This is a genomic window from Methylobacterium sp. HJ2, from assembly GCF_056431005.1.
In genome coordinates, this window is the sequence record NZ_JBWJYM010000010.1 from 41,332 (window position 1) to 67,773 (window position 26,442).

Sequence of the window (26,442 nt, forward strand, 5' to 3'; positions counted from 1 at the left end):
CGCAGGCGCTCCGGTTTCTCAAAGGGTTAGCCTGTGGATTGCTGTGGGCGGCTGTGGATTGCGGGGAACGGGCCCGGCCCGGCTCCCGCCCGCGCCGGGTTGACCCCGGCCGCAGCCCGGCGGCAATGTCCCGCCGCCAGCTCGACCGGAGCCTTTGGGGGAACCACCATGCGTCGACGCCGCGCACTCGCCATGCTCGCCGGCCTCCTGCTGACAGGCTCCTACCAGACCGCTTCCGCGCAGGACGCGGGCGCCCAAGCCCCGTCGCCGACGGCCCGCCAGAGGCCGCAGACCCGGGCGCCGAGCCAGCCCATCATGATCTACGACGCCCGGATCGAGGCGGGCGACCTGCGCATCTCCGGCTCCGTGCGCAAGGGCGGCGCCATCGTGGTGATGGACGAGGACATCTCGATCCAGGCCGACCGGCGCGGCCGCTTCGTGTTCCGGCTGCCCTACCGGCCACCCACCTGCGTGGTCACGCTGAAGAGCGACGAGGACGAGCGCGAGGCGGTGGTCGCCAATTGCGCCCCCGAGGGTCAGGCGGGCCCTAAGGGCGAGGCCGGTCCGGTGGGGCCGATGGGTCCCCAGGGCGAGCCGGGTGCCAAGGGCGAGACAGGTGCCAAGGGCGAGGCCGGAGCGAGGGGCGAGGCGGGACCCAAGGGCGAGGCCGGCCCTGCCGGCCCCCGCGGCGAGGCGGGTCTGCCCGGCCCGGCAGGCGCGGCCGGGCCGAAGGGCAACGAAGGACCGAGGGGCGAGACAGGTGCCAGGGGCGAGGCCGGACCGAAGGGTGAGCCGGGACCGAAGGGGAATCCGGGTCCCCAAGGTGCGCCCGGCCCGAGCGGGTCCGCCGGCCCGGCTGGGACGTCGCCTCTGCGGGCGGTGCGCGCCGAATCCTGCGGCACGGGCGGCTGCACGGTTGCCTGCGCGCGCGGGGAGGTCTTCGTCTCCGCCTACTGCCTCAAATCCGGCAGCCCGGCCTTCTCGGAACCGGAGGGGCTGCCGAGCGCCACCTGTCCGGGGGAGGCCGCCGGGATGGTGGGAATCTGCGGCCGGCTCTGAGCCGACCGTCCGACGCGTGCCGGTCCCGCCGTCGAAGACTCGGCCCCAGAGCCGATGGCGGGACGCAACCCGGAGCGGACTTGCCCAGTTGGGACATGGTCCGGTGTCTCGGGCGATGGCTCCGGACGGAAAGTGGGAGGGTGCACATCGTGTCGAGTGAGCAGACGAGCCCTGAGGCCGACCGGCCGGTAATCCTCCTCGTCGAGGACGAGGCGCTCACCATCATGGATCTCGGCGACGTTCTCGAGGACGGCGGGTACGACACGGTGCAGTGCGCCTCGGCCGAGCGCGCGCTGAGCATTCTTCAGGCGCGACCCGACATCTGCGGTCTCGTCACCGACGTCGAGCTGTCGGGCAAGACCAACGGCTTCGAGCTGGCGAACTCGGTCGCCGAGGCGCGGCCGCGACTGCCGATCGTCATCGTCTCGGGACGCGCCGCGCCGGATCCCGAGCGGATGCCACCGGGCGCGCATTTCATCGCCCGCCCCTGCAGCGGGACCGACATCCTCGACCAGCTCAAGCGCCTCATGCCCTGCTGAGCCCCGGATCTCCGGGGACAAGCCCTGCGCTGTCATCGCAGCTTCACACGCAGACGTCACAGGCTCCTGACGCGCCTCGGCCCCCTCGGGGTTCGGGCGCGGGCGCTTGGAGACGGGGCGGGTGAGGTGCACGATGTCGGCGGCGGACGAATCCCAACCGACCCCGCTGGACGGCGACAGGCTGAACGGCCAAGTGGACGCCGAGACTTCGGGCGGCGCAGCCGTGGCCGGCAAGAGTGCGGGCACCATGACATCCGACGGCAAGGCCCCGGCCGGCAAGGGAAAGCGCGGCAAGTCGGCTGACGGTGCGGTCAAGCCGTCCGGCCGCCGCATGCGGCCGCCCGGGCAGAAGAGCGTCGGCTGGGCCCTGGTCCAGGCGGCCCGCCTGCATCGGGGGCGCATCGGCGACCGCTTGGCCGCGCTCAACCTCTTCGCCGGCCAGGAGCAGGTGGTGCAGGCGCTGGCCTCGGCCGGCACCATGACGATGGGCGATCTTGCGGCGACCCTGCGGGTGCGCCCGCCCACCGCCTCCAAGACGATCTCGCGCTTGGCCGCGCTCGGCTTCGTCGAGCGCCGCGCCGAGGCCGGCGACGGTCGCATCGTGCGTGTCCGCCTCACCGAGACCGGGATGGCGCGCGCGGAGGCGATCGAGCGGCTCTGGGACGAGGTCGAGGCCGAATTGCTCGACGGGTTCGACGCGAAGGAACGGCGCCGGCTTCGCAAGCTGCTGCGCAAGGCGGCCCGCAACCTCGCCGATGCGGCCGGCCTCTCCGGGCAGGAGACCGAGGCCGACGCGGAGATCGAGGCCGAGGACGACGAGGGCGATCCGGCGCTCGCGGCGCGCATCCTCTGACGCTGCGGATCGGGCCCGGCGCGGCCGCCGGTTGCCCGGTGTTTCGTCAGAACCGCGCCTGCTCCGAGCGGTTGAGCCAGAGACGACCGCGGGAGCATGGATTGCCGCGCTACTTCTTCGACATCGACGACGGAACCTTCGTACGCGACGATGTCGGGTGCGAGTTCCCGGATTCCGAGAGCATGCGGCTCGAGACGCAGTGCGTCCTGCCCGACCTCGCCCGGGACGCGATCCGGAAGGGCGCCGAGGACTATACCTGCACGATCCTCGTGCGGAACGAGTGCGACACCACGATCTACACCGCCACGCTGACGCTGAACGGCGTTCGCGTGCCCGCGCGGCCATGGCCCGGCATCCACGGTCCGGAGCGCAGCTCGGACTGAGTTCAGTGTTGTAATAACGTTACGCGCTGCTGCCGTCGCTTGGTCAGGGCCGTCTTCGGGTTGCGCGGTCTGTGTCCGTCATGCACCGTTATACCATTACAAATCTGGACTCCCGATGCGCCGCCTCACGCCCTGCCGCCTCATGTCCCGCCGCCACGCCGTCCGGTTCGTCGTGCTCGCGCAGGCGGCGCTGCCGACGAGCGCGCTCGCGCAGGCCGCCGCGGTGACGCTCGGTGAGCTCAGCGTCACCTCGCCGAGCCCGATCGTGCGTGACGGGTCGGGTTCCGGCTCGGGCGCGCTTCCCATGTTGCCCGCCCCAGCCGCCCCCTCGACCGGCATTCTGCCGGTGGCGACCGACACCGTCTCGCCCGTCACGGTGGTGACGCAGGACCAGATCGCGCGCGAACAGCCGCGCACGCTCGGCGAGGCACTCTCCGACCGGCCCGGCATCGCGACCTCGAGCTACGCGCCCAGCGCGGCGTCCCGGCCGATCATCCGGGGCCTCGACCAGGCCCGGGTTCGCATCCAGGAGAACGGCATCGTCAACAACGGCGTCTCGGACCTCGGCGAGGATCACGCCGTGCCGGTCAATCCCCTGGTCTCGGACCGCCTGGAGGTCATCCGCGGGCCCGCCACCCTGCGCTACGGCTCGGGCGCCATCGGCGGCGTCGTCTCGGCCGAGAACAACCGCGTGCCGACCTTCATCCCGGCCAACGGCGTCGCCGGCCAGGTCACCACCGGCTTCACCAGCGTGGACAACGGCCGGCTCGGCGCGGCCACCGTCGATGCCGGCGGCAACGGCATCGCGGTCCATGCCGACGGCTTCCGCACGGCCACGGACAGCTACGCGATCCCGGGAGGAATCCAGCGCAATTCCTACACCGAGTCGCAAGGGGGCGCCGTCGGCATCTCGGCCATCGGCGACCGCGGCTTCGCCGGCGTCGCGTTCAGCCATTACGATGCGCTCTACGCGATCCCCGGCGGCGTGGCCGAGCAGGACCGCACCCGCCTGACCCCGAATCAGGACCGGATCACCACGCGCGGCGAGTACCGGCCCCTCGACGGGCCGATCGCGGTCATCCGCTACTGGGCGGGCTACTCGGTCTACCGCCACGACGAGATCGGCATCGGCGGCAACGGCGTCGAGGGCGTCCAGGCCACCTTCAAGAACCGCGAGGCCGAGGGCCGGGTCGAGCTGCAGCACGTGCCGGTCTTCACCGGCCTCGGCACGCTCACCGGCGCGCTCGGCTTCCAGTCCGACCGTCGGGTGATCAACACCCAGCTCGAATCGTTCCTGCCGCGGACCGAGTCCCGCGCCAACGCCGTCTACCTGTTCGAGGCCTTGGAGCTGCGCCCGGGCACCCGCCTCGAAGCGGCGGGACGCGTCGAGATCGACCGGCTGAGCAGCACCGCGGCGCAGTTCCCGCAGGGCTACGTCCCGGTCGACGGCCAGGATCCACTTCAATACGCCCTGACCCGCCGCTTCGCGCCCAAGAGCGCCAGCCTCGGCGCATCGCAGGATCTGCCCGGCGGGTTCGTGGCGAGCCTCAACGGCTCCTACGTCGAGCGCGGGCCCACCGGCTACGAGCTGTTCTCGCAAGGCCCCCACGACGCCACCGCCACCTTCGAGATCGGCAACCCGAGCCTCGGGAAGGAGCGCGCCCGCACCGTCGAGGCCGGCATCCGCAAGGCGGACGGTCCTGTCCGCCTCGACGCGACGGGCTTCTACACGCGCTACACGGGGTTCATCTACCGGAACTACACCGGCCTGTTCTGCGACGACGACTTCGCCTCCTGCGGCTCAGGAACCGAGAACCGGCAGATCGTCTACCAGCAGCAGAACGCGACGTTCTACGGGGCCGAGATCATCGGCCAGTACGACCTCGTCCCCGTGGGCGACGGCTTCTTCGGCGTGGAGGGCCAGTTCGACTTCGTGCGGGCCAAGCTCGACGACGGCACCAACGTGCCGCGCATCCCGCCCTATCGCCTGGGCGGCGGCGTCTACGTCCGGGCGGACGGCTGGTTCGCGCGGGTGAACCTGCTGCACGCCTTCGACCACGTCGCCACAGGGATCTTCGAGACCCCGACGGCCGGCTGGGACGACCTGCGTGCCGAGGTCAGCTACACGAAGGCGCTCGACCCGCGCATCTACGGCGCCAGCGCGGTGACCCTCGGCATCCAGGGCCGCAACCTCCTCGACGACGACATCCGCAACGCGGCCTCGTTCAAGAAGGACGAGATCCTGCTGCCGGGCCGGAACGTCCGGCTCTTCCTCACCGCCCGCTTCTGACCGGGGCCGCCCCGCACGCGCGACATCGGATCCGGTGAGCCGACACGCGCCTTCGTGCGTTGAGCCAGAGGTCAGGCTTTCGGCGTAGGAACATCCAATGAGCGACGAGACGATCGAACCCTACGAGGGCCCGGCCGGCGGATGGGGCTCGGCGGGCTCGCTCGCCGAGATCCTGACCCGCGAGCACATCCTCGCCTCCGGCGCGGCCCTGCTCCTCAAGCAGAACAAGCCCGACGGCTTCATGTGCGTGTCCTGCGCCTGGGCGAAGCCCGCCAAGCCGCTGGCCTTCGAGTATTGCGAGAACGGCGCCAAGGCGACCGCCTGGGAGCAGACCCGCCGGCGCGCCACCCCCGAATTCTTCGCCGAGCACAGCGTCACCGAGCTGCTCGGCTGGCCCGATTACGACCTGGAGCAGCAGGGCCGCCTGACGCATCCGCTGCGATACGACGCCGAGAGCGACCGCTACCGCCCGGTGTCGTGGGACTCGGCGCTCGCCGAGATCGGCGCCGAGCTGAAGGCGATCGATCCCAAGGCCACGGTGTTCTACGCCTCCGGCCGGGCCTCCCTCGAGACCAGCTACATGTACGCGCTGCTGGCGCGGCTCTACGGCAGCAACAACCTCCCCGATTCCTCGAACATGTGCCACGAATCGACCTCGGTGGCCCTGCCGAAGTCGATCGGCGTGCCGGTGGGCACGACCCGGCTCGAGGATTTCGAGACCACCGACCTGATCATGTTCTTCGGCCAGAACGTCGGCTCGAACGCGCCCCGGATGCTGCATCCGCTCCAGGAGGCACGCCGCCGCGGCGTCCCGATCATCACCTTCAACCCCTTGCGCGAGCGGGGCCTGGAGCGCTTCACCAACCCGCAATCGCCCGTCGAGATGCTGACCGGCTCGGCCACCCAGATCTCGACGCAGTACCATCAGGTGAAGGCGGGCGGCGACCTCGCCGCGCTGACCGGCCTGTGCAAGGCGGTTCTCGCCGCCGACCGCGACGCCGAGCAGCTCGGCCGGCCGCGGATCCTCGACACCGCCTTCATCGAGGAGCACACCCACGGCCTGCCCGAGTTCGTGCGCTTCTGCGACGGCCAGAACTGGGCCGCCCTCGAGCGGCGCTCCGGCCTGACCCGGGCGGCGATGGAGGCCGCCGCCAGCGTCTACATGCGGGCCCGCAGCGTCATCGGCATCTACGGGATGGGCCTGACCCAGCACCGCAAGGGTACCGAGACGGTGCAGATGCTGTGCAACCTGCTTCTTCTGCGGGGCAATATCGGCCGGCCCGGCGCCGGCATCTGCCCCGTGCGCGGCCACTCGAACGTCCAGGGTCAGCGCACCGTCGGCATCTCGGAGAAGCCGGAGCTCGTCCCCCTCGACCGGCTCGCCGAGCAATACGGCTTCGAGCCGCCGCGGGAGAAGGGCCTCAACACCGTCGAGGCCTGCAAGGGCATCCTGGACGGCAGCGTGAAGGCCTTCATCGGGCTCGGCGGCAATTTCGTCCGGGCCGTGCCCGACACCGCCCCGATGGAGGCGGCGTGGCGGCGCCTGCGCCTCTCCGTCCAGATCTCGACCAAGCTGAACCGGGCCCATCTCGTGCGCGGCGAAATCAGCTACATCCTGCCCTGCCTCGGGCGGATCGAGATCGACCGGCAGGCGAGCGGGCCGCAGGCCGTGTCGATGGAGGATTCCTGCTCGGCCTTCCACGGGTCGCGCGGACAGACCGACCCGGTCGGACCAGAGGTGCGCTCCGAGCCCTGGATCGTGGCCGCCATCGCCAAGGCGACGCTGCCGCCGAACCCGCGCGTCGACTGGGACGCCTGGGTCGCGGATTACGCGACGGTGCGCGACGCCATCGAGGCGACCTATCCCGACACCTTCCGGGACTTCAACAAGCGCCTGTTCGAGCCCGGCGGGTTCTACAAGCCGCTGCCCGCCCGCGAGCGCCGCTGGGAGACGCCGACCGGCAAGGCGACCTTCATCGTGCCCGAGGGCCTCGAGGCCGATCCCGACATGCCGCCCTCGGACGACCGCGTCATCGACCTGATCACCCTCCGCTCGAACGACCAGTTCAACACCACGGTCTACGGCTATCACGACCGCTTCCGCGGCGTGAAAGGCACCCGCCAGATCCTGTTCATGAACCGCGTCGACATCGCCCGGCTCGGCCTCGCGGACGGCGACACCGTCGACGTCGCGACCGACGCCAAGGATGCCGAGCGGGTGGTGCGCGGCCTGCGGGTGGTGGCCTACGACATCCCCGAGGGCAATTGCGGCGGCTACTACCCGGAGATGAACGTGCTGATCCCGCTCTGGCACCACGACGAGCAGGCCCATGTCCCGGCCGCCAAGGCGATCCCCGTCCGGATCACCCGCGCCGCCTGACGCGCGGGCTGGACGCGGCGGCCGCCACCCGGCATGTACGCCGTGTCGCGGCCGCCGGCGGCGCTCGGCCCGGAAGCGGAACCCCATGGCCTCTCTCGCCCTCGCCGCGCGGCCCGCCGCCTGATGGACGCTTCCCAACCGCAGGGCCCGCGTCCCAACTCCGCGCAGGCCCCGGAGACCGGTCTGCACGCCCAGGTCTCCGACGACCTGCGCACCGACCTTCTCGGCCGGCTCGGCGCGGGAGAGGCCTGCCCCGATCTCAGCCGGGCCGAGCTTGGCCGCGCCGCCCTCACGCCCCTGGCGTCGGCGCAGGCGCCGACGCCCGCGTGGTGGGATCCGGACTGGCGCGGCCTGAACCTCGCCGGGCGCGACCTCGGCGGCACGAAGCTCGAGGAGGCCGACCTAGCGGGCGCGAACCTGCGCGGCGCCAGCCTCTCCGGCACGGTCGGGCGCTCCTGCCGGCTCGACGGGGCCAATCTCGAGGCGGCGGATTGCGCCGAGGCCGATCTCAGCGGCGCCAGCTTTGCCGGCATCGTCGCCGGTCAGGCCCGCTTCGTCGGCGCCATGCTGGAGGATGCCCGCTTCACCGACGCGGCGATGCGCTTCGCCTCATTTCGCACCGCGCTCCTCGACGGGGCGGATTTCACCGGGGCCGATCTCTGGGGCGCCGACCTCACCGAGGCGGATGCCGACGACACCAGCTTCCGCCGGGCGCGCCTCGACGAGGCCGATCTCAGCGACGCCAACCTGACGCATGCCGATTTCGACGGGGCGAGCCTCGCCAAGGCCAAGCTCGTCGGCTCGCGCCTGCGCGGGGCGAATTTCAGCGGGGCCAAGCTCGACGGGGCCGACCTCACGCGCGCCGACCTCTCCGATACGAGCCTCGTGCGGATCAACCTCGCCACCTGCCGACTGACCCACGCGCGCTTCGCCGGCGCGTGGCTCAACGGGACGCGCATGCGGGTCGAGCAGCTCGGCGGAGCCGTCGGCGAGGAGGTGGCGGGCGCCTACGAGGCCGCCCAGGCGAGCTACCTCGCCCTGGAGCAGAACTGGAAGAGCATCGGCAGCCAGGACGAGGCGAGCTGGGCCTACAAGCGCGGACGCCGGATGGGCCGCTTCCAGGCCGGGACCCAGGCGCGTGCCGCGTGGCGGGCGCGCGACGCCGGCGCGCTCGCCCGCCACGGCTACCGCTGGGTCGCGGACCGCTTCGTCGAGTGGCTCTGCGATTACGGCGAAAGCCTGTCCCGGATCACCCGGGCGTTCGCCATCGCCATCCTGATCTTCGCGGCGCTCTTCGGCCTCACGGGCGGCCTAATCGTCGAGGGCGGCGGACCGACCTACAACCCGGTCGACCTCCTGAGCTACAGCGCCCTCAACATGATGACGGCCAATCCGCCCGAGATCGGCATCAAGCCGACCGGCCGGGTGACCAATCTGCTGGTGGGTCTCCAGGGCGCGGCCGGGATCATTCTGATGGGGCTCTACGGCTTCGTGCTGGGCAACCGCCTGCGACGCTGAACCCGCTCGCGCGTTGAGGGGTCTTTCCCAATGCCCGCGCGCCTCGCTCGGGGTCCGCAGATCGATGAGGAGGATTCGTGCCCGATTGGATCGCCAGCACCGTGTGGTGGCATGTCTACCCGCTCGGCTTCTGCGGGGCGGAAGCCTCGGCGCCGACCGGCGGGGAACCGGTCCATCGCCTGCGGCGGCTGGAGGCTTGGCTCGACTACGCCGCCGAGATGGGGGCCACGGGCCTCGCGCTCGGGCCGATCTTCGCCGCGTCGACCCACGGCTACGACACGATCGACTACTTCCGGATCGATCCCCGCCTCGGGGACGCGGCCGATTTCGATGCCCTCGTCGCGGCCCTGAAGCGGCGCGGCATGCGCCTCCTGCTAGACGGCGTCTTCAACCATGTCGGGCGCGGCTATCCCGCGTTCCGGGCGGCCCTCACCGGCGGGAAGGGGGCGCCGGAGGCGGCGTGGTTCCATCTCGATTGGTCCTTCGGCGAGGCGGAGGAGCCGGATTACGCCTGCTTCGAGGGCCATCGCCAGCTCGTCACCCTCAATCACGCCGAGCCGGCCGTGGCCGAGCACGTGGTCCGGGTGATGACGCACTGGCTCGACCGCGGCGCCGACGGTTGGCGGCTCGATGCCGCCTACGCGGTGCCCCGAGCCTTCTGGGCGACGGTGCTGCCGCGGGTCAGGGCGATCCATCCGGACGCCTACATCCTGGGTGAGATCATCCATGGCGATTACGCGGAGGCGGTGGCCGCGACCGGCTTGGACGCGCTCACGCAGTACGAGCTGTGGAAGGCGATCTGGAGCAGCCTCAACGACCGCAACCTGTTCGAGCTCGCCCATGCCCTCGAGCGGCACAACGGGTTCCTCGACCGCTTCGTGCCTCTGACCTTCGTGGGCAATCACGACGTGACCCGGATCGCGAGCCGTCTTGCCGATCCCCGCCACCTGCCGCACGCCCTGGCGCTTCTCCTCGCCCTCGGCGGCACGCCCTCGGTCTACGCGGGCGACGAGCAGGGTTTCCGGGCGATCAAGGAGGAGCGCGCGGGCGGCGACGACGCGATCCGTCCCGAATTCCCCGAGATCCCCGCCGGGCTGTCGCCCGACGGCTGGCCGGTCTACCGCCTGCACGCGGCGCTCGCAGCTCTGCGGCGGGCGAGGCCCTGGCTGCATCGCGCCCGCAGTCGCAGCCTCCACCTCGCCAACCGTCAGATCGTTCTCGAGATGGCGGGCGCCGGTGAGGCGCTGGTGCTCGCCCTCAACCTCGACGACGAGCCGGCCGCGCTCCCGGCGGCGCGGGCACACGCGGTGGAGGCCGGCGACGGGCAGATCGGCGATCCGGGCACCGCCGACGCCCGGATCCACCTACCGCCGCACGGCTGGGCCCTTCTGGCGCGGAGCGGCTGACGGGACGCGCGGAGCGGGGAGCCGGATCGAGCGGCGATGAGGCCCCGTACGGCCTCGCGCCCGCGCAGCCTCACTCGTGCGCGCCGAGGCTCTCGATGAGCTGGTGGAGATCGGCCCGCAGGGCGCGGACCTCCGGCTCGCTCAGGGCGAGTTGGCACATCACGGTCTCGCGCACCATTACGGCCTCGGCACGCAGCGCGAGACCCTCGCCGGTGAGGGAGATCTCGACCTCGCGCTCGTCCGACTGGCGCCGGCTGCGCAGCAGCAGACCGGCCCCTTCGAGGCGCTTCAGCACCGGGGTCAGCGTGCCAGAATCGAGCCGGAGCCGCCGTCCGATCTCCGAGACGGTAACGCGATCCTGCTCCCAGAGCACGAGGAGCACGAGGTATTGCGGGTAGGTGAGGCCGATCCGCTCCAGCAGCGGCCTGTAGGCCTTGGTCATGCGATGCGCCGCCGCGTAGAGCGCGTAGCAGAGCTGATTGTCGAGCAGCAGCGGATCCTGTGGCGGACTCCGCTCCTCGTGAATCGCATCCCTGACAACAACCATGACACCCGCCCGCACCGGCCCCGGATCCGCTGGGACCGCACATATCCCCGGGACCCCTACGATACCGCAGGATCCGGAACGCGCCAGAGGCGAAATTCCTCCGCGCCTTTCAGCACATAAGATAACGCGCTGACCTAGAAGTCGAGCGCATCGAGGCTCGCCAGGAAGGCCCCCTCGTCCTCCAGCGTGCGCAGGTCGAGGATCACCGTCCCATCGGCGATCCGGCCCACGACCGGGACGGGCAGGGCGCGCAGGGCCGCCGCGAGGCGGCTGCACCAGCCGCCCGCCTTGCGTCCGGACGAAGCGGGCGGGCCGAGCACCAGAGCGGCGCTCGCCAGCGTCTCCACGGGAAGCGCGCCGGATCCGATCTGGCTGGCGCAGGGCGCGGCCGCGACCTGTGCACGCGCGCCGAGCCGGGCCGCGACCGCAGGGACGAGGCGCGCCGCCAAAGCCGCGATCTCCGCCTGGGAACGGGTGAGGAGCCGCAGCGTCGGCAGGTCGTCGCGCAGGCGCTCGGGATGGAGATAGAGCCGCAGCGTCGCCTCAAGCGCCGCGTAGGTCATCTTGTCGACCCGCAGCGCGCGCTTCAGGGGGCTCTTCCGGATCCGCGCGAGGAGATCGGCGCGTCCCGCGATCACCCCGCACTGGACCGCGCCGAGGAGCTTGTCGCCGCTGAACGTGACGAGATCGGCATGGGCCAGCGAGGCCCGCACGGTCGGCTCGGGCGGAAGGCCGTAATCGGCGAAGTCGATCAGGCTGCCGCTGCCGAGATCGAGCGCCAGGGGCACGCCGCGCGCGCGGCAGAGGGAGTGCAGGGCCGCGGGCTCCGGCTGCGCGGTGAAGCCCTGGATCGCGTAGTTGCTCGGATGCACCCGCATCGCCAGCCCCGTCCGGGGCCCCAGCGCCTCGTCGAAATCGCGCAGGTGGGTCCGGTTCGTGGTGCCGACCTCGCGCAGGCGGCAGCCCGCCCGCGCCATCACGTCCGGCACCCGGAACGAGCCGCCGATCTCGACGAGCTCGCCGCGCGAGACCACCACCTCCTTGCGCATGGCGAGGGCGTTCAGCACCAGGAAGACCGCCGCCGCGTTGTTGTTGACGACGATCGCCGCCTCCGCTCCCGTCAGCCGACGGATGAGCCCCTCGACATGGCTGTCGCGTTCGCCGCGCTCGCCGGTGGCGAGGTCGAATTCCAGGTTGCTCGCTCCGGCCATCACGCCGGCCACGGCCGCGACGGCCTCCGGCGGAAGCAGCGCCCGTCCCAGATTGGTGTGGAGCACGGTGCCGGTAAGATTGAAGACCGGCCGCAGCGAGGGAAGCCGCTCGGCCTCCAAGACCCGGCCGACCTCGGCGAGGATCGCGTCCGGACCGGCGGATTCCCCGTCCCGCCGCATCCGCGCGAGGACGGCACGCACGGCCTCGGTCAGGGCGGAGCGACCGTGCTCCGCGTGGAGGTCGGCGGCACCGGGATCGCTGAGAAGCCGCTCGACGGAGGGCGGTCGCGCGGCCGGGCCATCCGGACGGAGATCGGACAAGGACATCGGCCAGAAGATATGTGGTGCGTCGCTCACATCCAGCCTGGCAGGCGATCGTCGTGGGGCCGGTCGCCGGGAACGCGGCGCGTCGCGGTGAGGCTTGGCAAAACAGGGCTTGCCAAGGCCGGACCGACCCTCTAGACACCCCCTCGCACCGGAGCGGCCCTTCAGCCCCCGGTCAGGCAGGCGCCCGTAGCTCAGCTGGATAGAGCACCAGACTACGAATCTGGGGGTCAGAGGTTCGAATCCTTTCGGGCGCGCCATTCAATTCAAACACCGAGCCGCGCTATCGCTGCGACCGCGTTCGTGGCTGTGAGCCAATCGTGAGCGGCTGTGAGCACGGCCTGTCAGCGATAACGATGGCGTGACGCGGTGACGGTCTCGCGCCTGTCGCAGTCCAGGCGGCCCCTGCCGCGATGCCGGTAAAGGTGACACGTTCGGCATAGCAGTTATCGCACGATCCAGAATGCTTCGGGCCCGAGGCATGATCGAATCGTCGGCGCGACTGCCCGAACGCATCCTTTGGGCGGGCGCGCTTTCGACGCCCATGCCGGGATCGTCCGCTGGATCCATCGCGTATGAGCAATGGAAGACGCAGAGCGAAGGGTACGGCTCGATCTGATCGATCACCGATACGCTATCTACAACGCGGCGCGGGAAGCTTCGCATCCGGTTAGCCGTGAGGCAGCAACCGATGGCCAAGAGTATTCCGCTCAGGAACACGATCGCACCGAGATCTTCCTGCTTAGCCGGGATGTCCAGTAGGAAGTTGACAATTTTGTTGAAGCTCGTGCCAAATTTCGATTGACAATTCACCTACGAAAACAGGGAGGTCATGCCTCCACGAAGATATGTAATTGGATACGGTATGATGTTTAGGATAGAAAACTCTATGAGTACGTGACTTTGAATATTAAAACCTAAATGAAGTACATTTACTAATGAGAATTGTTATTAAAATTTGGCGTTATGGATCAAATCAGCTTTTTAATGCATTAATGACCAAAATTGGCATATCAAAAATTAGAGATAGTTTTGTCGTTGTGCAATGTTGAGCCCTTGGACAGTTGCATCAACACCTCCGCCACGGCAGTGCCGGGCGGAGCGAGCTACGGATGGGGGTTTGCGGGGATCTGCAGGTCTGTCGAGAGCCGGCGCGGGCGCCTATGCCACGTCGACGAGGCGCACGCGGCCGACCGCGCGCGGCGGCTCGGATGCAGCCGTGTGAGCCTCCGGTGCGACCCAGCGCGGCACGGGCGGTCCGCCCAGATCCACGCGCAGGAACACCGCGCCTTCCAGTCCCTCGAGCAGAGCGGCCGGCAGCCGCGCGCGGCCTGCGGTCCAGCGATGGCCCGGCGACAGGGCGTGGAAACCCTCGCCCAGCGACGGATCGTCGAGGGGCACGCTGCGCGCCGCGCCGAAGCCGTCGCTGAGCGACAGGCCCGCCACGCACAGCCCGAGCGCGCGTCGATCCGGGTTGGTGCCGACATGGCAGGGGACGCTGACCGGGCTGACGAGCCAGATGGCCTCGACCTCGGCTGGGAGCACGAAGCAGGCCGTGAGGCCGCGGGCTCTGGGGAGCAGCCGGGCGCCGTCGACCTCCAAATGCACGTCCGCCCAGGGATCGTGCAGAACGAGGCTCCAGCCCAGGGCCTCGGCCCGGAGGCGGGCCTGCGCGCGCAGCACCTCGACAAGGACGCCGCCTTCATGGCGGGGCCGACAGAAGTCGGCATAGCTGCGAGCGACCGCCGCGTCGGGATCCGGCAGCGCCGCAAGGTCGATCGGCGTGCTCTGACCGAAGAAGCCACGGTTGCCCACGTCGAGGTAGCTCTCGGCGGGCTGGCCCTCGGCGAGGAGGATGTCGTGGCTGTCGAGTTCGACGTGCCAGTAGGTGACGCTGTCGACGTCCTCCTGCACGATGGTGGCCCCGTTCACGAGTGCGGCGGCGGGCACCAGCACCTCGCCCACCACGTCGAGGGCGACGGCGTGGCCGGGCGAGACCACCAGGTCGCGGACAGGCCTGTTTTCGCCGAGGGCGTGGGCCCGGATGCGTATGGGCAGGACGGCGGCGGGATCGGGGTGGTCGCGGCAATCGAGGCGGCGCGAGCCGATCCAGCGGATCGGGCGCTGCTCGCCGGATGCGGTGACGGCGCGGTCGCCGACGCGCAGGTTCTCGACGGCCACGTCGCCTTCGCTGGTGCGGATCAGGGTGCCCGAGGCGAAGCAGACCACAAACGGCTGTCGGTCGACCGCGATAATCTGGCCGCCGACATAGGTGTTGTCTGTGAACAGAAGATAACTGTATTTAGGCCCCGTTCCACGGTATTGAAATATTACGCTCTGCTTGTTGGACGTTTCGCCATAGTAGAAGAAATTTTGATGAACGGTGTTATTATTGCCCACGGCTGAAAACCGGTCGCCGCTGATATCTCCGAGTTGGGTCAGTTCGTCGCCAGTTCGATCAGATATATCCTGTACAATATAAGCGTAATTGAGCGCTTTTGACGTAGTAAAAATTCCGTTATTGATATAAACAGTTGCTAGTTTTGCGAATCTCTTGGTCGGGGCAGAGCCGGATGCCATGACGGATCAATCCTTTATCGCAAGCGGCGTCGAGAACCGCTGGAAGAAGCGGTGCTGCTTGATTTGAATGATACGAACTGATTCGAGTCTAGATTATATTCGAACGCCAGTCCTAATCTCCCTGTCGCGCATCGACCAAATTTACCCACTCTCCGCACACGCGTGATTTTTGGATCACTGTCTTGGCGAGACGGGACAGGGCGGAACGATTGAGTTGCGCTCTGAGCGAAACGCGTCCGCACTGATCAATCTGCCGTCGATCCGATGGTGTAGCCCAGTCGCGTGATCAACGGTGCAAGGATCGGCAAGACGGGTTCGAGATGGCGCAGGTAATACCGGTAGCGGTAGCGGGAGCGATCGTAGAGCTTCTCGCTGACCTGCGCATAGCTCGCCGTGCGGGCGTAGCGGACGTTCGTCTCATGGTTGAGCACGCTCGGATCGAACGCCACTCCAATGAAGGCGAACACGGCGCGCACCGTCGTCTCCTGATCGTCGACCACGTCCTCGTAGCGCATGGCTCGGTAGTTCAGATCCATCTCCGCGCGGTAATGCGCGACGAGGTCATGAGCCAGCACGAGGTGCTCGGCCGCGCTCTCCAGGGTCGCGCCGCAGAAGGCGCCGTGGGTGAACAGGTTCGACATCGCCGAGACCATGATGTCGAGCGGATGGCGGATGAGGTGCAGCAACGGCGCCCGCGGGAACAGTAAGCCGATGAGACCAAGATGGACCTCGTTGAGCGGCATCTTGTCGGTGAACAGGCGTGCGCCCTCCCGCAGGACGCCAAGCTGGCGCACCCGTTGCAGGTAGTGATCGCGCAACGTGTCCAATCCCTCGTGCTGGTCGCCCATCCACAACTCGGACAGCGCCCCGGGATAGGCCCATGGCGCGTTGAGCAGCCGCGGGGCGATGTCGGCGATCTCATGGATCAGCGGCAGCTCGTCGCCGGCCACGATGAGCGGGCTCGCCGTCAGCGTCTGCTCCAGCAGTGTCGTGCCCGAGCGCGGAAAGCCGAGGATGAAAACCGGCTGGGCCGTATCGGTGCGGATTCCGGCCCGCGGCAGCAGGGCGAGGCGATCCCGGGTGAAGAACGCCTTGAGCTGAGCTGCCAGCGCCTCGGCCTCCGCCTTCCGATAGGTCTGCCCGGTCAGCTCGACGAACTGCGCCTTGCCGGCCACGAACTCAGCCCAGGCCTCGTCGTAGCGCCCGACCCGGTCGAGCAGCCGTCCGCGCTCGAGCCGCTCCACCGGGCGCAGCGGCCGGCTCTGGCCATCGAGCAGAGACACGGCCTCCTCGTGCCGGTTCTGCCGCCCGAGGATGGCGGCACGGGCCAGCGTCGCGGCCGGGCTCGCGGAACCGAGCTGATCCAGACGATCGAGCAGGGCCGTGGCCGTATCGAGCTGGCGATCGGCCTCCTCCATCTGTGCCCAGCCCAGCAGCGTCTGGCGGTTGCCGGGCTCCAGTGCGTCCGCCTCGCGGTAGAGGGCGCGCGCTTCGTCGATCCGCCCCTGCGCTTTCAGGCAGGTGGCGAGATTGGACAGCACCAGAGGGATGCGCCGGCCCGACAGCTCCAAGGCCTTGCGGCAGTGATACGCACCGATCGCAGGCCGGTGCGCCTGAGTCATCGCCATGCCCATCAGGTTGTGGGCCTGCGCGGATGCGGGAGCGAGGCGCACCGCCTGCCGGGCGTGCCGCTCGGCCGCCTCCAGATTGCCGGCGCCGAGTTCGAGCAGGGCGAGCTTGTTGACCGGCCAGAGATTGCTCGGCTCGACCTCGGCCAAGCGTTCCAAAAGGGCTTTGGCGGCCGAACGCCTGTGTCGGTCGTCGAGCCGGATCTCCGCGAGCGTCGCCAGCGCCGCCGGCTGGCGCGGCGCCTGTGCGAGCACGGCAAGGCTCAGGCGCTCCGCTTCGGCACGGTCCCCTCCGCGCAAGGCCTCGGACGCGAGCTGTGCGTCGACCTCCAGCCGCGGGTCGACCGGCGCGGGCTCAGCACTGCCGGACAGAGGTGGCAATGCGCAGCATTGTGGGGCGGATAGGCCGCTGCCGCACGCGCAGGAGGCCGAAATCGATGCGCTCATCTGCCTCCAGTCCATGGGTGTTCGAATTGGCCCTGCAACCGAGCGGCCTTCGCTCATCGGAAGCCCGCGCGGGCCCCGAAGCGCATCCAGAGCGGAGGCCGGTTCGCCCGCGTGGTCGGCTCAACGCTTTGTACCATATCTGTCGCTTTTGCGACCCAATTCAGCACGCAAGTCGCGGCACACAAATTTTTAGACAATTCGCTCAATTTTTGCTGGAAATGTGAGTGCAATACACCCGCAAATAGGTGCTAGAACGCTCAGACTTGCTTCAATGCGCGGCAGCACTGTTGGCGCCTGTCAGAACGGGCACGAATCGCCCGGATTGCTGGCCGTGCGGCTCCCGTTGCCTGTGCGCGAAAACGGTCTGTTCAGAGGGGGCTTTGTGTTCCGAAGTGCCTTGCAACGTTGATTTGCCTCCGGACGCGTGTCTAAAAAATGACGGCGGGAAAATTCTCTGAGTACTGATCAAAATGGATCGATCTTCTTCTTTCGAAAGACGTCCCTAGAAAACCGTGACGACGATAAGCAACCGCACCTCGCCTGCCGCCGAAGGCTGCCCGGCCAATCCGCCTGACCGAGCCAGCCGTAGCCGCTCTCCTCGTCGCCGAGACAATGCGCCGGACGGTTCTCGTCTGTCGATCGAGAGCGTGGCGCCGAGCGCGGGCGTCGTCCGATCATGGTCAACCACGCGATCCGCGAGGGCAGCGACTTGGTCTTAACCAGTGTTAGGCGCGCTGGATCGGCGGCTACCCAAATCTGACGATTCTTCTCTGGGATGATGACTTGATCTAGACTTCGATCGGCCATAACATGCCAGGCAAGTGACGAGCTACGAACTAGATTGCCTACGGATTGTCCCAAAGTCTCTCTGTATTACGCGCTGCGCATTTAATCCATCGACAGTGGGTTTACAAATAAAAACAACTTGGAGGAATCGATGTCGTTCAAATACACGGTCACAATCAACAACTCGTCCTCGTCGTCCTCATTGAATGGCGCTCTTTTCAACGACGTCAGCGCAGCCGCGGCCCAGTGGGCAAAGTACATATACGGCTCGGGAACATTAGATATTCAGGTCAATGTGGCAACCACGTCCGTTGGGCGGGCGAATGGCGGCGCCGCGACTGTTACTTACGTTGGGACCGACGGCTCTCGGAATGTGTATCAGAATGGAACCGCGTCGGAGCTGAAGACAGGGGTCGATCCGAACGGCGCATCGCCGGACATGATCATCAATGTCGATCCCGCGTACCTGAATAATCTCTGGCTCGATCCGAACAGCATCGCGCCTTCGACAGGGAATTACACCGATGGATTGAGCGTCTTCATGCATGAGATTGGGCATGCGCTCGGCATACAGGGCTATCGTGACCTTACCACGGGAACGCTCCCGAACTACGAAACAACCTGGGATCAGCTTGTCGTCGTCAATGGCGACGGGAGTGCCTCGTTCACAGGGCAAAACGCGGAGAAAATTTACGGCGGTCCGGTTCCGGTGACGACCTTGCAGAACGGACAGCAGTATTTCCATTTGTTCAACAGCGCGACGGAGCGCGGCGGTCAGGACTTGATGAACGGTATCGTATTTTACTACGGTACCCGATACGATATTTCGAACTTAGACATCGCGATCATGAAGGATCTCGGGCTGACGGCGAGATATCAAAATCAGATCCTACCCCCGAGTGATTTCAACGGAAACGGGACATCGGATCTGCTTCTTCAATCCAATGGCTCTGTCGTCGACTGGACGCTCAGCGGTGGTCATCTCGCGGCCGGCGCGCTGCTCGGCGGCAGCGGCAGCTACGTCGCCCGAGCCACCGGCGATTTCAACGGCGACGGCACCGCCGACATCCTGTTCCAGGACCCGACCAACGGTTACGTTGCGACCTGGCGTATGCAGAACGGTCAGGTCGCCGCCGGCGCGCTCATCGGTTCGGCCAACGGCTACAGCATCGTCGGCGCGGGCGACTTCAACGGCGACGGCACCGCGGACGTCCTGCTGCAGGACGCATCCGGCAACCTCGTCGACTGGACGCTGCAGAACGGCCAGCTCCAGGCGGGCGCGCTGATCGGCAACAGCGGCAGCTACAAGGTGGTGGGCACCGGCGACGTCGACGGCGACGGCACCGCCGACATCCTGCTGCAGAGCGGCTCGAGCGTCGTCGCGTGGCTGATGAAGGCGGGCGGCCTGTCGCAGGGGCGGCTGCTGGGCGATGCCGGCAGCTACGGCGTGGCGGGGGTGGGCGACCTCAACGGGGACGGCACGGCCGATCTCGTGCTGCAGAGCGGCTCGAGCGTGGTGGCGTGGGTGCTGGGCTCGGGCGCGGTGACGAGCGGGTCGATCCTGGGCGATGCGGGCAGCTACAAGGTGGCGGCGGTGGGCGACTACAACGGGGACGGCACGGCGGATCTGGCGCTGCAGAGCGGGTCCACGCTGGTGGACTGGACGGTCCAGAACGCTCGCGTCACCGCCGGCGCCTTCATCGGCGATGCCGGCAGCTACAAGATCGTCGCCTGACGACCCAAGGGGGCGAGAGGTCCCGGGGACACACCGGCCGCGCTGTCGCCGTCGGTTGAACGAGGGCTCCTGCGTGCGGCTGCACCTCCTCGACCGCAACCCGGTCCGAGCTTCGACATCGTCCAAGCTCGGACCCGGGCCCGGCGGAGCCTGCCCGACCTGACCCTGATCGACGCGCATAGCGCACCTGCCCGGCGCTGAAGGGAGCGCGGCGCGGCGTCCTCTATGCGGTGATCCGGCCCATCGGCCGGGTCCGGGACGGCTCGGAGGCTGGCGCGGGCCGCGCTTTCGGGAACAGCCAGCCGACGAGCAATCGCGGCCTATTCGCGTGCCGGTGTTGCGCCAGGAGAAAGATTTTCCGGTGTTCGCTAAGTGTTTGGAGATGAAGACACGCTGACAACGGTCCGCCGTTAACTATCGGTTAGGAGCTAACGGTAAACTGAGCTTGGCGTCAGGCTCTCCTGCCATTGCCGTGTTCGGAGCGTGAAGGCGGCAATGGACATCGGCGTGAATCTCGCGGGCGGCGATTTTGCGCCCGAGCGGGGCATCGGCACGGTCGGCACGGACTACACCTACCCGACGCATGCGGAGATCGACTACTACGCCGCCAAGGGGCTGGACGTGATCCGCCTGCCCTTCCTGTGGGAGCGCCTGCAGCACAGCCAGGGCGGCGCGCTGAACGTCAGCGACCTCGCCGCGCTCAAGGACATCGTCGCCTACGCCGGCAGCAAGGGCCTCGACGTCGTGCTCGACATGCACAATTTCGGCTCGGGCTTCGGCAACCTCGTGGGCAGCGCCGGCACGCCCGACAGCAGCTTCGCCGACGTCTGGGGCAAGATCGCCCGGGCCTTTGCGGGGGCCGACAACGTGCTGTTCGGCCTGATGAACGAGCCCCATCAGCAGAGCGCCAGCCAGTGGCTCGGCTCGGCCAACGCGGCCATCGCGGCGATCCGGGCGGCGGGCGCGACGCAGCAGGAGATCCTGGTCTCGGGCAGCTACTGGGACGGGGCCCACAGCTGGGTGAGCAGCGACAACGACACGGTGATCGGGGCCGGCGTGGTCGATCCGGCGCACAACTACGCCTTCGAGGTGCACCAGTATCTCGACGCCGACAGCTCGGGCACCAGCACCGCCGTGGTGTCGCCGACGATCGGGGTGGAGCGCCTGCAGGCGGTGACGCACTGGGCCGAGCAGACGGGCAACCGGCTGTTCCTGGGCGAGTTCGGCGTGGGGCAGGACGCCGCCAGCCTGACGGCGCTGGACGCGATGCTGGGCTACATGGACCAGCATGCGGTCTGGCAGGGGGCGACCTACTGGGCGGGCGGGCCGTGGTGGGGCGACTACATGTTCTCCGTCGAGCCCACAGGCCTCGGCACCGCAACCGTCACCGACAAGCCCCAGATGGGCGTCCTCCAGAGATATGATGACGCCGCCGCAGCCGATCGTGCCCTCGAGCAGGGTCTGGCGCGCACCAGCGATCTCGTGCTGCAAGCGTCGAGTTCCGTCGTGTCCTGGACCATGCGTGACGGGCATGTCGCGGCCGGTGTCCTCGTCGGCGACGCCGGCAGCTACGTCGCCCGAGCCACCGGCGACGTCAACGGCGACGGCACCGCCGACATCCTGTTCCAGGACCCGGCCAACGGCTACGTCGCCACTTGGCGGATGCAGAACGGACAGGTCGCCGCGGGCGCGCTCATCGGTGCGGCCAACGGCTACAGCCTCGTCGGCGCGGGCGACTTCAACGGCGACGGCACCGCGGACGTCCTGCTGCAGGACGCATCCGGCAACCTCGTCGACTGGACGATGCAGAACGGCCAGCTCCAGGCGGGCGCGCTGATCGGCAACAGCGGCAGCTACAAGGTGGTGGGCACCGGCGATGTCGACGGCGACGGCACCACCGACATCCTGCTGCAGAGCGGCTCGAGCGTCGTGGCGTGGCTGATGAAGGCCGGTCGCCTGTCACAAGGCCGGCTGCTGGGCGATGCCGGCAGCTACGGCGTGGCGGGCGTGGGCGATCTCAATGGGGACGGCACGGCCGATCTCGTGCTGCAGAGCGGGTCCACGGTCGTGGACTGGATCCTCGGCTCGGGCGCGGTGACGAGCGGGTCGATCCTGGGCGATGCGGGCGGCTACAAGGTGGCGGCCGTGGGTGACTACAACGGGGACGGCACGGCGGATCTGGCTTTGCAGAGCGGGTCCACGCTGGTGGACTGGACGGTCCAGAACGCCCACGTCACCGCCGGTGCCTTCATCGGCGATGCCGGCAGCTACAGAATCGTCGCCTGAGCGATCCGTCCCAGGGGCGGGCGCCTGCAATCGGCGGGGGCTGGCTGTTCGGCCCCGCCGAGGCCGTTCAGGCGCGCGATGATGCGCAAAAGACCCTGCCGGCAAGGTCCGCGTGGGCATGAACCTCCACGTCCTCGCGCTGTACGCCGCATCCTGGCCTTAGGGTTCGGGCTGTTGGCTGGCGCGTTCTCCTGCGGCGGATCTTGAATTCTCGCCGCCAGCGCCATCGCGACGGCAGCTGCATTCATTCCGTAGGATCTGAGGGGGTGATTTGTGGCGCGGATCGGCAGCGTGCATCCGCACGATGTCCGGCCTTCGACGATGGCTAGACAAGCGGACGGACCGACCTTCCTCGCCCAGCGTCGGCGCGAAGCCCGCCTTTGGAAGCCGGGCTGAAGCAGCCACGACGGACGCCACGGCGATCTCAGCGCAATCCTATGCCACTGGAGATTGATTTAGCCTCGAGCTTAGCCACCCTCTATTGATAAAACTTCTTGATTGTGCGAAATTGTTCCGCACCAAAACTGCTTAATTTTGTCATGGAACATCAAAATCGAGGCTCTACTCATGTTCGACAAAATTTTCTACGCAGCTCGGGCGAGTGCATCAGAAACCTCGCCGGTCGACTTATGGTTTTATGATCGAAACGGCACCACATTTGTGAAAAATATTAATACGGTAAACATAGGTCTTGTTGATTTAAAAGCATATGGAAGCAACTTATATTTTCAAGCGACGGACGGTATCCACGGATACGAGCTCTGGAAATCAGATGGTATCGGTGCCGGAACAAAAATGGTTCGCGACATCAACGAAGGATCGGGAGATTCTTACGCATCGACCGGATTCAATTGGAACGGAAGTTTATATTTCTCAGCCTATACGCCATCCCTAGGATACGAAATCTGGAAGTCGGACGGTACGGCAGCAGGAACCGTGCTGGTCAAGGACATCGATCCGGGCACCACGACAGGCGGTGGCCCTACGATCCCAAACTCGTCAACTCCCACCGACTTCAGCTCAATCGGAAGCAGGTTCCTGCTCAGCGCAAGCGATGGATCTGGCTACAGGCTGTATGTTTCGGATGGCACAACCGCTGGGACTCAGGCGATCACCACGGCAATCAGGCCGTCCGGTATGTCGAATTCGCGCTACGGCGTCTGTTTGTTTTCGGCCGATGATGGTTTGCACGGCGACGAGTTATGGCGCTCCGACGGCACAGCGGCCGGCACTTTCCAGATCGCCGACATCAATCCAGGTGCCGGATCTTCTTTTCCGCGCGCTATCACGCCGATGGGCGGCTACGACTACTTTGCGGCTTTCGATAATATCAACGGTTTCGGGCTGTGGCGCACCGACGGAACGACAGCCGGAACGACCCGGGTCAAAGATATCGATACAGGACCGAGCGGCTTTGCACTCAGCGATTTCCTGGCCGTCGGCTCGACCCTCTACTTCACAGCCCACACCGCCGACACGGGATATGAGCTCTGGGCATCGGACGGCACCGAGGCCGGAACCCGGATGGTCCAGGACCTCAACCTCGGCCCCAACGGATCCGCTCCCCACAACCTGACCGCCGTCGGCAGCACGGTGTACTTCACCGCCACCGACGGAACCGGGGGTGTCGAGTTGTGGAAGACTGACGGGCCCGCTGCCGGAATACAGCTCGTCCTCGACTTGAACCGGGGCGCCGGCGACGCCTTCCCAAACAATCTCACAGCCAGCAACGGCAAGCTCTACTTCGAGGCTACACCGGACGGCACAACCTACAACCTCTACTCCACTGACGGCACCAGCCTCGGCACCAGACTCCTGGCCAATAACATCGACACCCGGGGAGGCATCTCGGCCACCTGGAAGGACGTCGCGGCCGATTTCAACGGAGACGGCACCTCCGACATCCTGCTGCGATCCGGCAGTGGCGTCGTCGCCTGGACGATGCAGGGCGGCCAACGCACGGAGGGCGCGTTGATCGGCAACAGCAGCAGCTACACCGCCCGAGCCACCGGCGACGTGAACGGCGACGGTACCGTCGATGTCCTGTTCCAGGACCCGAGCAACGGCTACGTCGCCAGCTGGCGGATGCAGAACGGACAGGTCGCCGCCGGCGCGCTCATCGGCTCGGCCAACGGCTACAGCCTCGTGGGGGCGGGCGACTTCAACGGCGACGGCACCGCGGACGTCCTCCTGCAGGACGCGTCGGGCAACCTCGTCGACTGGACGATGCAGAACGGCCAGCTCCAAACCGGCGCGCCGATCGGCAACAGCGGCAGCTACAAGGTGGTGGGCACCGGCGACGTCGACGGCGACGGCACCGCCGACTTCCTGCTGCAGAGCGGCTCGAGCGTCGTCGCGTGGCTGATGAAGGCTGGTCGCCTCTCGCAGGGGCGGCTGCTGGGCGATGCCGGCGGCTACGGCGTGGCGGGGGTGGGCGACCTCAACGGGGACGGCACGGCCGACCTCGTGCTGCAGAGCGGGTCGAGCGTGGTGGCGTGGGTGCTGGGCTCGGGCGCGGTGACGAGCGGGTCGATCCTGGGCGATGCGGGCAGCTACAAGGTGGCGGCGGTGGGCGACTACAACGGGGACGGCACGGCGGATCTGGCGCTGCAGAGCGGGTCCACGCTGGTGGACTGGACGGTCCAGAACGCTCGCGTCACCGCCGGCGCCTTCCTCGGCGATGCCGGCAGCTACAAGATCGTCGGCTGAGCCATCCGTCCCGAGCGTTGGGCGATGTGACAGCGCTCGGGAGCAGGATGCCGCCGGCACCGCAGTCTCGGCGCGCTGGCGGCGCTCGTCACGGAGCGTCGACCACGCACGACGCGGTCACGCGAGCGTCACCCGCCGCAGGGCGACACCGAGGTCCCGCGTGTCGCCGTTCGTCCCCTGCGCCTGGGGCGAGAAAAGATCCGACGTGATGGTGACGGGCGCCCTGCTCGCCACGACGACGACCTCGGCGCCGCGATCGGGCTCGACCGTGACGGGGTCGGCCGGCTCATCGCCCTCCACGGTGACCCGAAGCGGTGCCGCGCCGAAATTGTGGAACTCGAGGCGGTAGGCCGCGTAGGGGCTCCCCGCCAGGCTCGGCAGCCGGCTCGTCCCCTTGCAGAAGCGGCCGAGGCCGGTTCCGGGCTCGCTGGTGTGAAAGGTCGCGGAGCTCGCATCGGGAAGCACCCAATCCTCGAACGGGATGCCGCCCGCTCCGAGATGGGCGAGCCAGCCCTCGCCGAGGAAGCCTGGAATGCTGGGAATCCGCGAAACCAGAAAGCCCGACCGCAGCATGAAGTCGACGAAGAAACTCCGTTCGAAGCCGAGTTCCAACCACTGGTTGCGCGTGATCGCCCACAGCGATTCTCCGTCGAACCGCAAACCCCAGGGGAACGGATAGGTCTCGAAGATCGGCTCACTGAGGAAGACGATGCGGCCCTCGGGCGCCAGGACGTGCTCGCGCAGTGCCTGGACGAGGTCGATGAAATTCAGGCAATGATGGAAGCTCGCCTGGAAGACGGCGAAATCGTAGCGCTGCTCGATGCTCCGAGCGACCTCCACGAAGTCGCCCTGCAGGCTTTGGACGGTGACGTTCTCGCGCAGGGCCACGCGCTGAAGCCGGTCGAGGAAGCCGCGGTCGATATCGACGACGGTCACCTCCTGACCGGCCTTGGCCAGCGGAATCGCGAAATTGCCCCAGCCCGAGCCGAACTCGATGATCCGGCTCAGTCCGGGCCGGCAGCGGTGGATCGCGGCCAGTCCCTGAGCGACCTTCAGGTATTCCTCGGCGACAACGCGGAGGTTGCGCGAGATCCAGGGATAGCCGGCCTCGAACTGTTCGGCTGACTGTTTCGTCGACGTCATCTCGTTGGCAACACCGTATTCGCGTGCCGTCATGCTGCGGTACAGCTCCAGGACCTCGGCGCGGTACTGCTCCGAGAGCGGATCCGTCGACTCGTACGTGTAGGGCAGGGTGGTCTCGCGCCACAGTTTCAGCAGCGCGTTGAAGTCGGACGCTTGGTCGAGACGCTCGCCGAACGCCCGAACCTGCTGCAGAAAGGCCTCTCGGTCGGTACTGGATGACATCGCGAACCTGCACGGCAAGAGACGGGCTGACTTGAGGGCGGCACGTCCTACGCTTCCCTGGCGGAAGTCCAGCCCCCCGGCACTTCGATCGCGGCGGCCCGTCATGAGAGCCGCCGGTTTCCCGTCCGCGCCCGGGAGCGCCGCGGGCGCTTCGACGGGATACTAGACAGATCGCGAGCGGTCAGCGACCCGGAAGTCCGCTGCCGTCCACCGCACCGGGTTCGCCTCGTCCGGCGCGCGGGCCCCTTCACAGCCGCGTCGCCCGTATCGCTGTCGGGCGCGCTCACGATCGCCCTAGGAGGCTTCTCGCATGACCCTCACGCGCGGTGACCTATCGCCTTCCGGCCCCGGAGGGCCTTGGATTGCGGGCCTCGTCCTGGTTGCGGCCCTGCTGTC

Annotated in this window: 16 protein-coding genes and 1 tRNA gene; 12 read left to right on the forward strand and 5 right to left on the reverse strand. The window is 67.8% G+C overall.

Annotated features, from left to right (window positions below; genetic code table 11):
* Nucleotides 1-168: 168 nt before the first annotated feature.
* The 8 genes from ACS5RC_RS21650 to ACS5RC_RS21685 all read left to right on the forward strand — a co-directional run bounded on the left by ACS5RC_RS21650 (nucleotide 169) and on the right by ACS5RC_RS21685 (nucleotide 10,428).
* Nucleotides 169-1,059 carry a collagen-like protein gene (locus tag ACS5RC_RS21650; protein WP_478345988.1) on the forward strand — a complete coding sequence of 297 codons (891 nt, stop codon included), beginning with the start codon at nucleotides 169-171 and terminating at the stop codon, nucleotides 1,057-1,059.
* Between the two features lie 95 nt (nucleotides 1,060-1,154).
* Nucleotides 1,155-1,598 (forward strand): response regulator, encoded by a 444-nt coding sequence (locus tag ACS5RC_RS21655; protein WP_478346131.1) that lies wholly within the window; start codon nucleotides 1,155-1,157, stop codon nucleotides 1,596-1,598.
* A gap of 247 nt (nucleotides 1,599-1,845) precedes the next feature.
* Nucleotides 1,846-2,451 (forward strand): MarR family winged helix-turn-helix transcriptional regulator, encoded by a 606-nt coding sequence (locus ACS5RC_RS21660; protein WP_478346132.1) that lies wholly within the window; start codon nucleotides 1,846-1,848, stop codon nucleotides 2,449-2,451.
* Between the two features lie 101 nt (nucleotides 2,452-2,552).
* Entirely contained in the window at nucleotides 2,553-2,834 is a 282-nt protein-coding gene (locus ACS5RC_RS21665; protein WP_478345989.1) for a DUF6894 family protein, read from the forward strand.
* A gap of 142 nt (nucleotides 2,835-2,976) precedes the next feature.
* Nucleotides 2,977-5,124, forward strand: a complete 2,148-nt coding sequence (locus ACS5RC_RS21670) for a TonB-dependent receptor (RefSeq protein WP_478346133.1) — start codon at nucleotides 2,977-2,979, stop codon at nucleotides 5,122-5,124.
* 97 nt (nucleotides 5,125-5,221) lie between these two features.
* A complete protein-coding gene (locus tag ACS5RC_RS21675; RefSeq protein ID WP_478345990.1) occupies nucleotides 5,222-7,504 on the forward strand; it encodes an FdhF/YdeP family oxidoreductase in 2,283 nt (760 codons plus the stop codon).
* A 123-nt stretch (nucleotides 7,505-7,627) separates the two neighbouring features.
* Nucleotides 7,628-9,022: a pentapeptide repeat-containing protein gene (locus ACS5RC_RS21680; protein ID WP_478345991.1), complete on the forward strand. Its 1,395-nt coding sequence runs from the start codon at nucleotides 7,628-7,630 to the stop codon at nucleotides 9,020-9,022.
* A gap of 77 nt (nucleotides 9,023-9,099) precedes the next feature.
* Nucleotides 9,100-10,428, forward strand: coding sequence for an alpha-amylase family glycosyl hydrolase (locus ACS5RC_RS21685; protein WP_478345992.1), 1,329 nt, complete (start codon nucleotides 9,100-9,102; stop codon nucleotides 10,426-10,428).
* A gap of 70 nt (nucleotides 10,429-10,498) precedes the next feature.
* Here the strand turns inward: ACS5RC_RS21685 and ACS5RC_RS21690 are convergent, their stop codons facing one another.
* The gene (locus ACS5RC_RS21690) at nucleotides 10,499-10,975 is read right to left on the reverse strand and encodes a MarR family winged helix-turn-helix transcriptional regulator (RefSeq protein WP_478345993.1); all 477 of its coding nucleotides are present in this window, start codon (nucleotides 10,973-10,975) and stop codon (nucleotides 10,499-10,501) included.
* A gap of 134 nt (nucleotides 10,976-11,109) precedes the next feature.
* The gene (gene selA / locus ACS5RC_RS21695; RefSeq protein WP_478345994.1) at nucleotides 11,110-12,507 is read right to left on the reverse strand and encodes an L-seryl-tRNA(Sec) selenium transferase; all 1,398 of its coding nucleotides are present in this window, start codon (nucleotides 12,505-12,507) and stop codon (nucleotides 11,110-11,112) included.
* A gap of 186 nt (nucleotides 12,508-12,693) precedes the next feature.
* Here selA and ACS5RC_RS21700 point away from each other — a divergent pair.
* Nucleotides 12,694-12,770: transfer RNA gene (locus ACS5RC_RS21700), tRNA-Arg, on the forward strand.
* Between the two features lie 901 nt (nucleotides 12,771-13,671).
* On the opposite strand, the gene ACS5RC_RS21705 is transcribed toward ACS5RC_RS21700, so the two are convergent.
* Together ACS5RC_RS21705 and ACS5RC_RS21710 are read right to left on the reverse strand one after the other, a co-directional pair.
* The gene (locus ACS5RC_RS21705; protein ID WP_478345995.1) at nucleotides 13,672-15,090 is read right to left on the reverse strand and encodes a Hint domain-containing protein; all 1,419 of its coding nucleotides are present in this window, start codon (nucleotides 15,088-15,090) and stop codon (nucleotides 13,672-13,674) included.
* Nucleotides 15,091-15,335: 245 nt separating this feature from the next.
* Nucleotides 15,336-17,165, reverse strand: a complete 1,830-nt coding sequence (locus ACS5RC_RS21710; protein ID WP_478345996.1) for a tetratricopeptide repeat-containing sulfotransferase family protein — start codon at nucleotides 17,163-17,165, stop codon at nucleotides 15,336-15,338.
* Between the two features lie 937 nt (nucleotides 17,166-18,102).
* Here ACS5RC_RS21710 and ACS5RC_RS21715 point away from each other — a divergent pair.
* The 3 genes from ACS5RC_RS21715 (at nucleotide 18,103) to ACS5RC_RS21725 (ending at nucleotide 24,681) form a co-directional block, all read left to right on the forward strand.
* Complete coding sequence (locus ACS5RC_RS21715) at nucleotides 18,103-19,686, forward strand: FG-GAP-like repeat-containing protein (RefSeq protein WP_478345997.1); 1,584 nt, start codon at nucleotides 18,103-18,105, stop codon at nucleotides 19,684-19,686.
* 495 nt (nucleotides 19,687-20,181) lie between these two features.
* A complete protein-coding gene (locus ACS5RC_RS21720; protein ID WP_478345998.1) occupies nucleotides 20,182-21,972 on the forward strand; it encodes a cellulase family glycosylhydrolase in 1,791 nt (596 codons plus the stop codon).
* Between the two features lie 567 nt (nucleotides 21,973-22,539).
* The gene (locus ACS5RC_RS21725; protein ID WP_478345999.1) at nucleotides 22,540-24,681 is read left to right on the forward strand and encodes an ELWxxDGT repeat protein; all 2,142 of its coding nucleotides are present in this window, start codon (nucleotides 22,540-22,542) and stop codon (nucleotides 24,679-24,681) included.
* Between the two features lie 117 nt (nucleotides 24,682-24,798).
* Here the strand turns inward: ACS5RC_RS21725 and ACS5RC_RS21730 are convergent, their stop codons facing one another.
* Entirely contained in the window at nucleotides 24,799-26,151 is a 1,353-nt protein-coding gene (locus ACS5RC_RS21730; protein WP_478346000.1) for a class I SAM-dependent methyltransferase, read from the reverse strand.
* Between the last annotated feature and the right edge of the window lie 291 nt (nucleotides 26,152-26,442).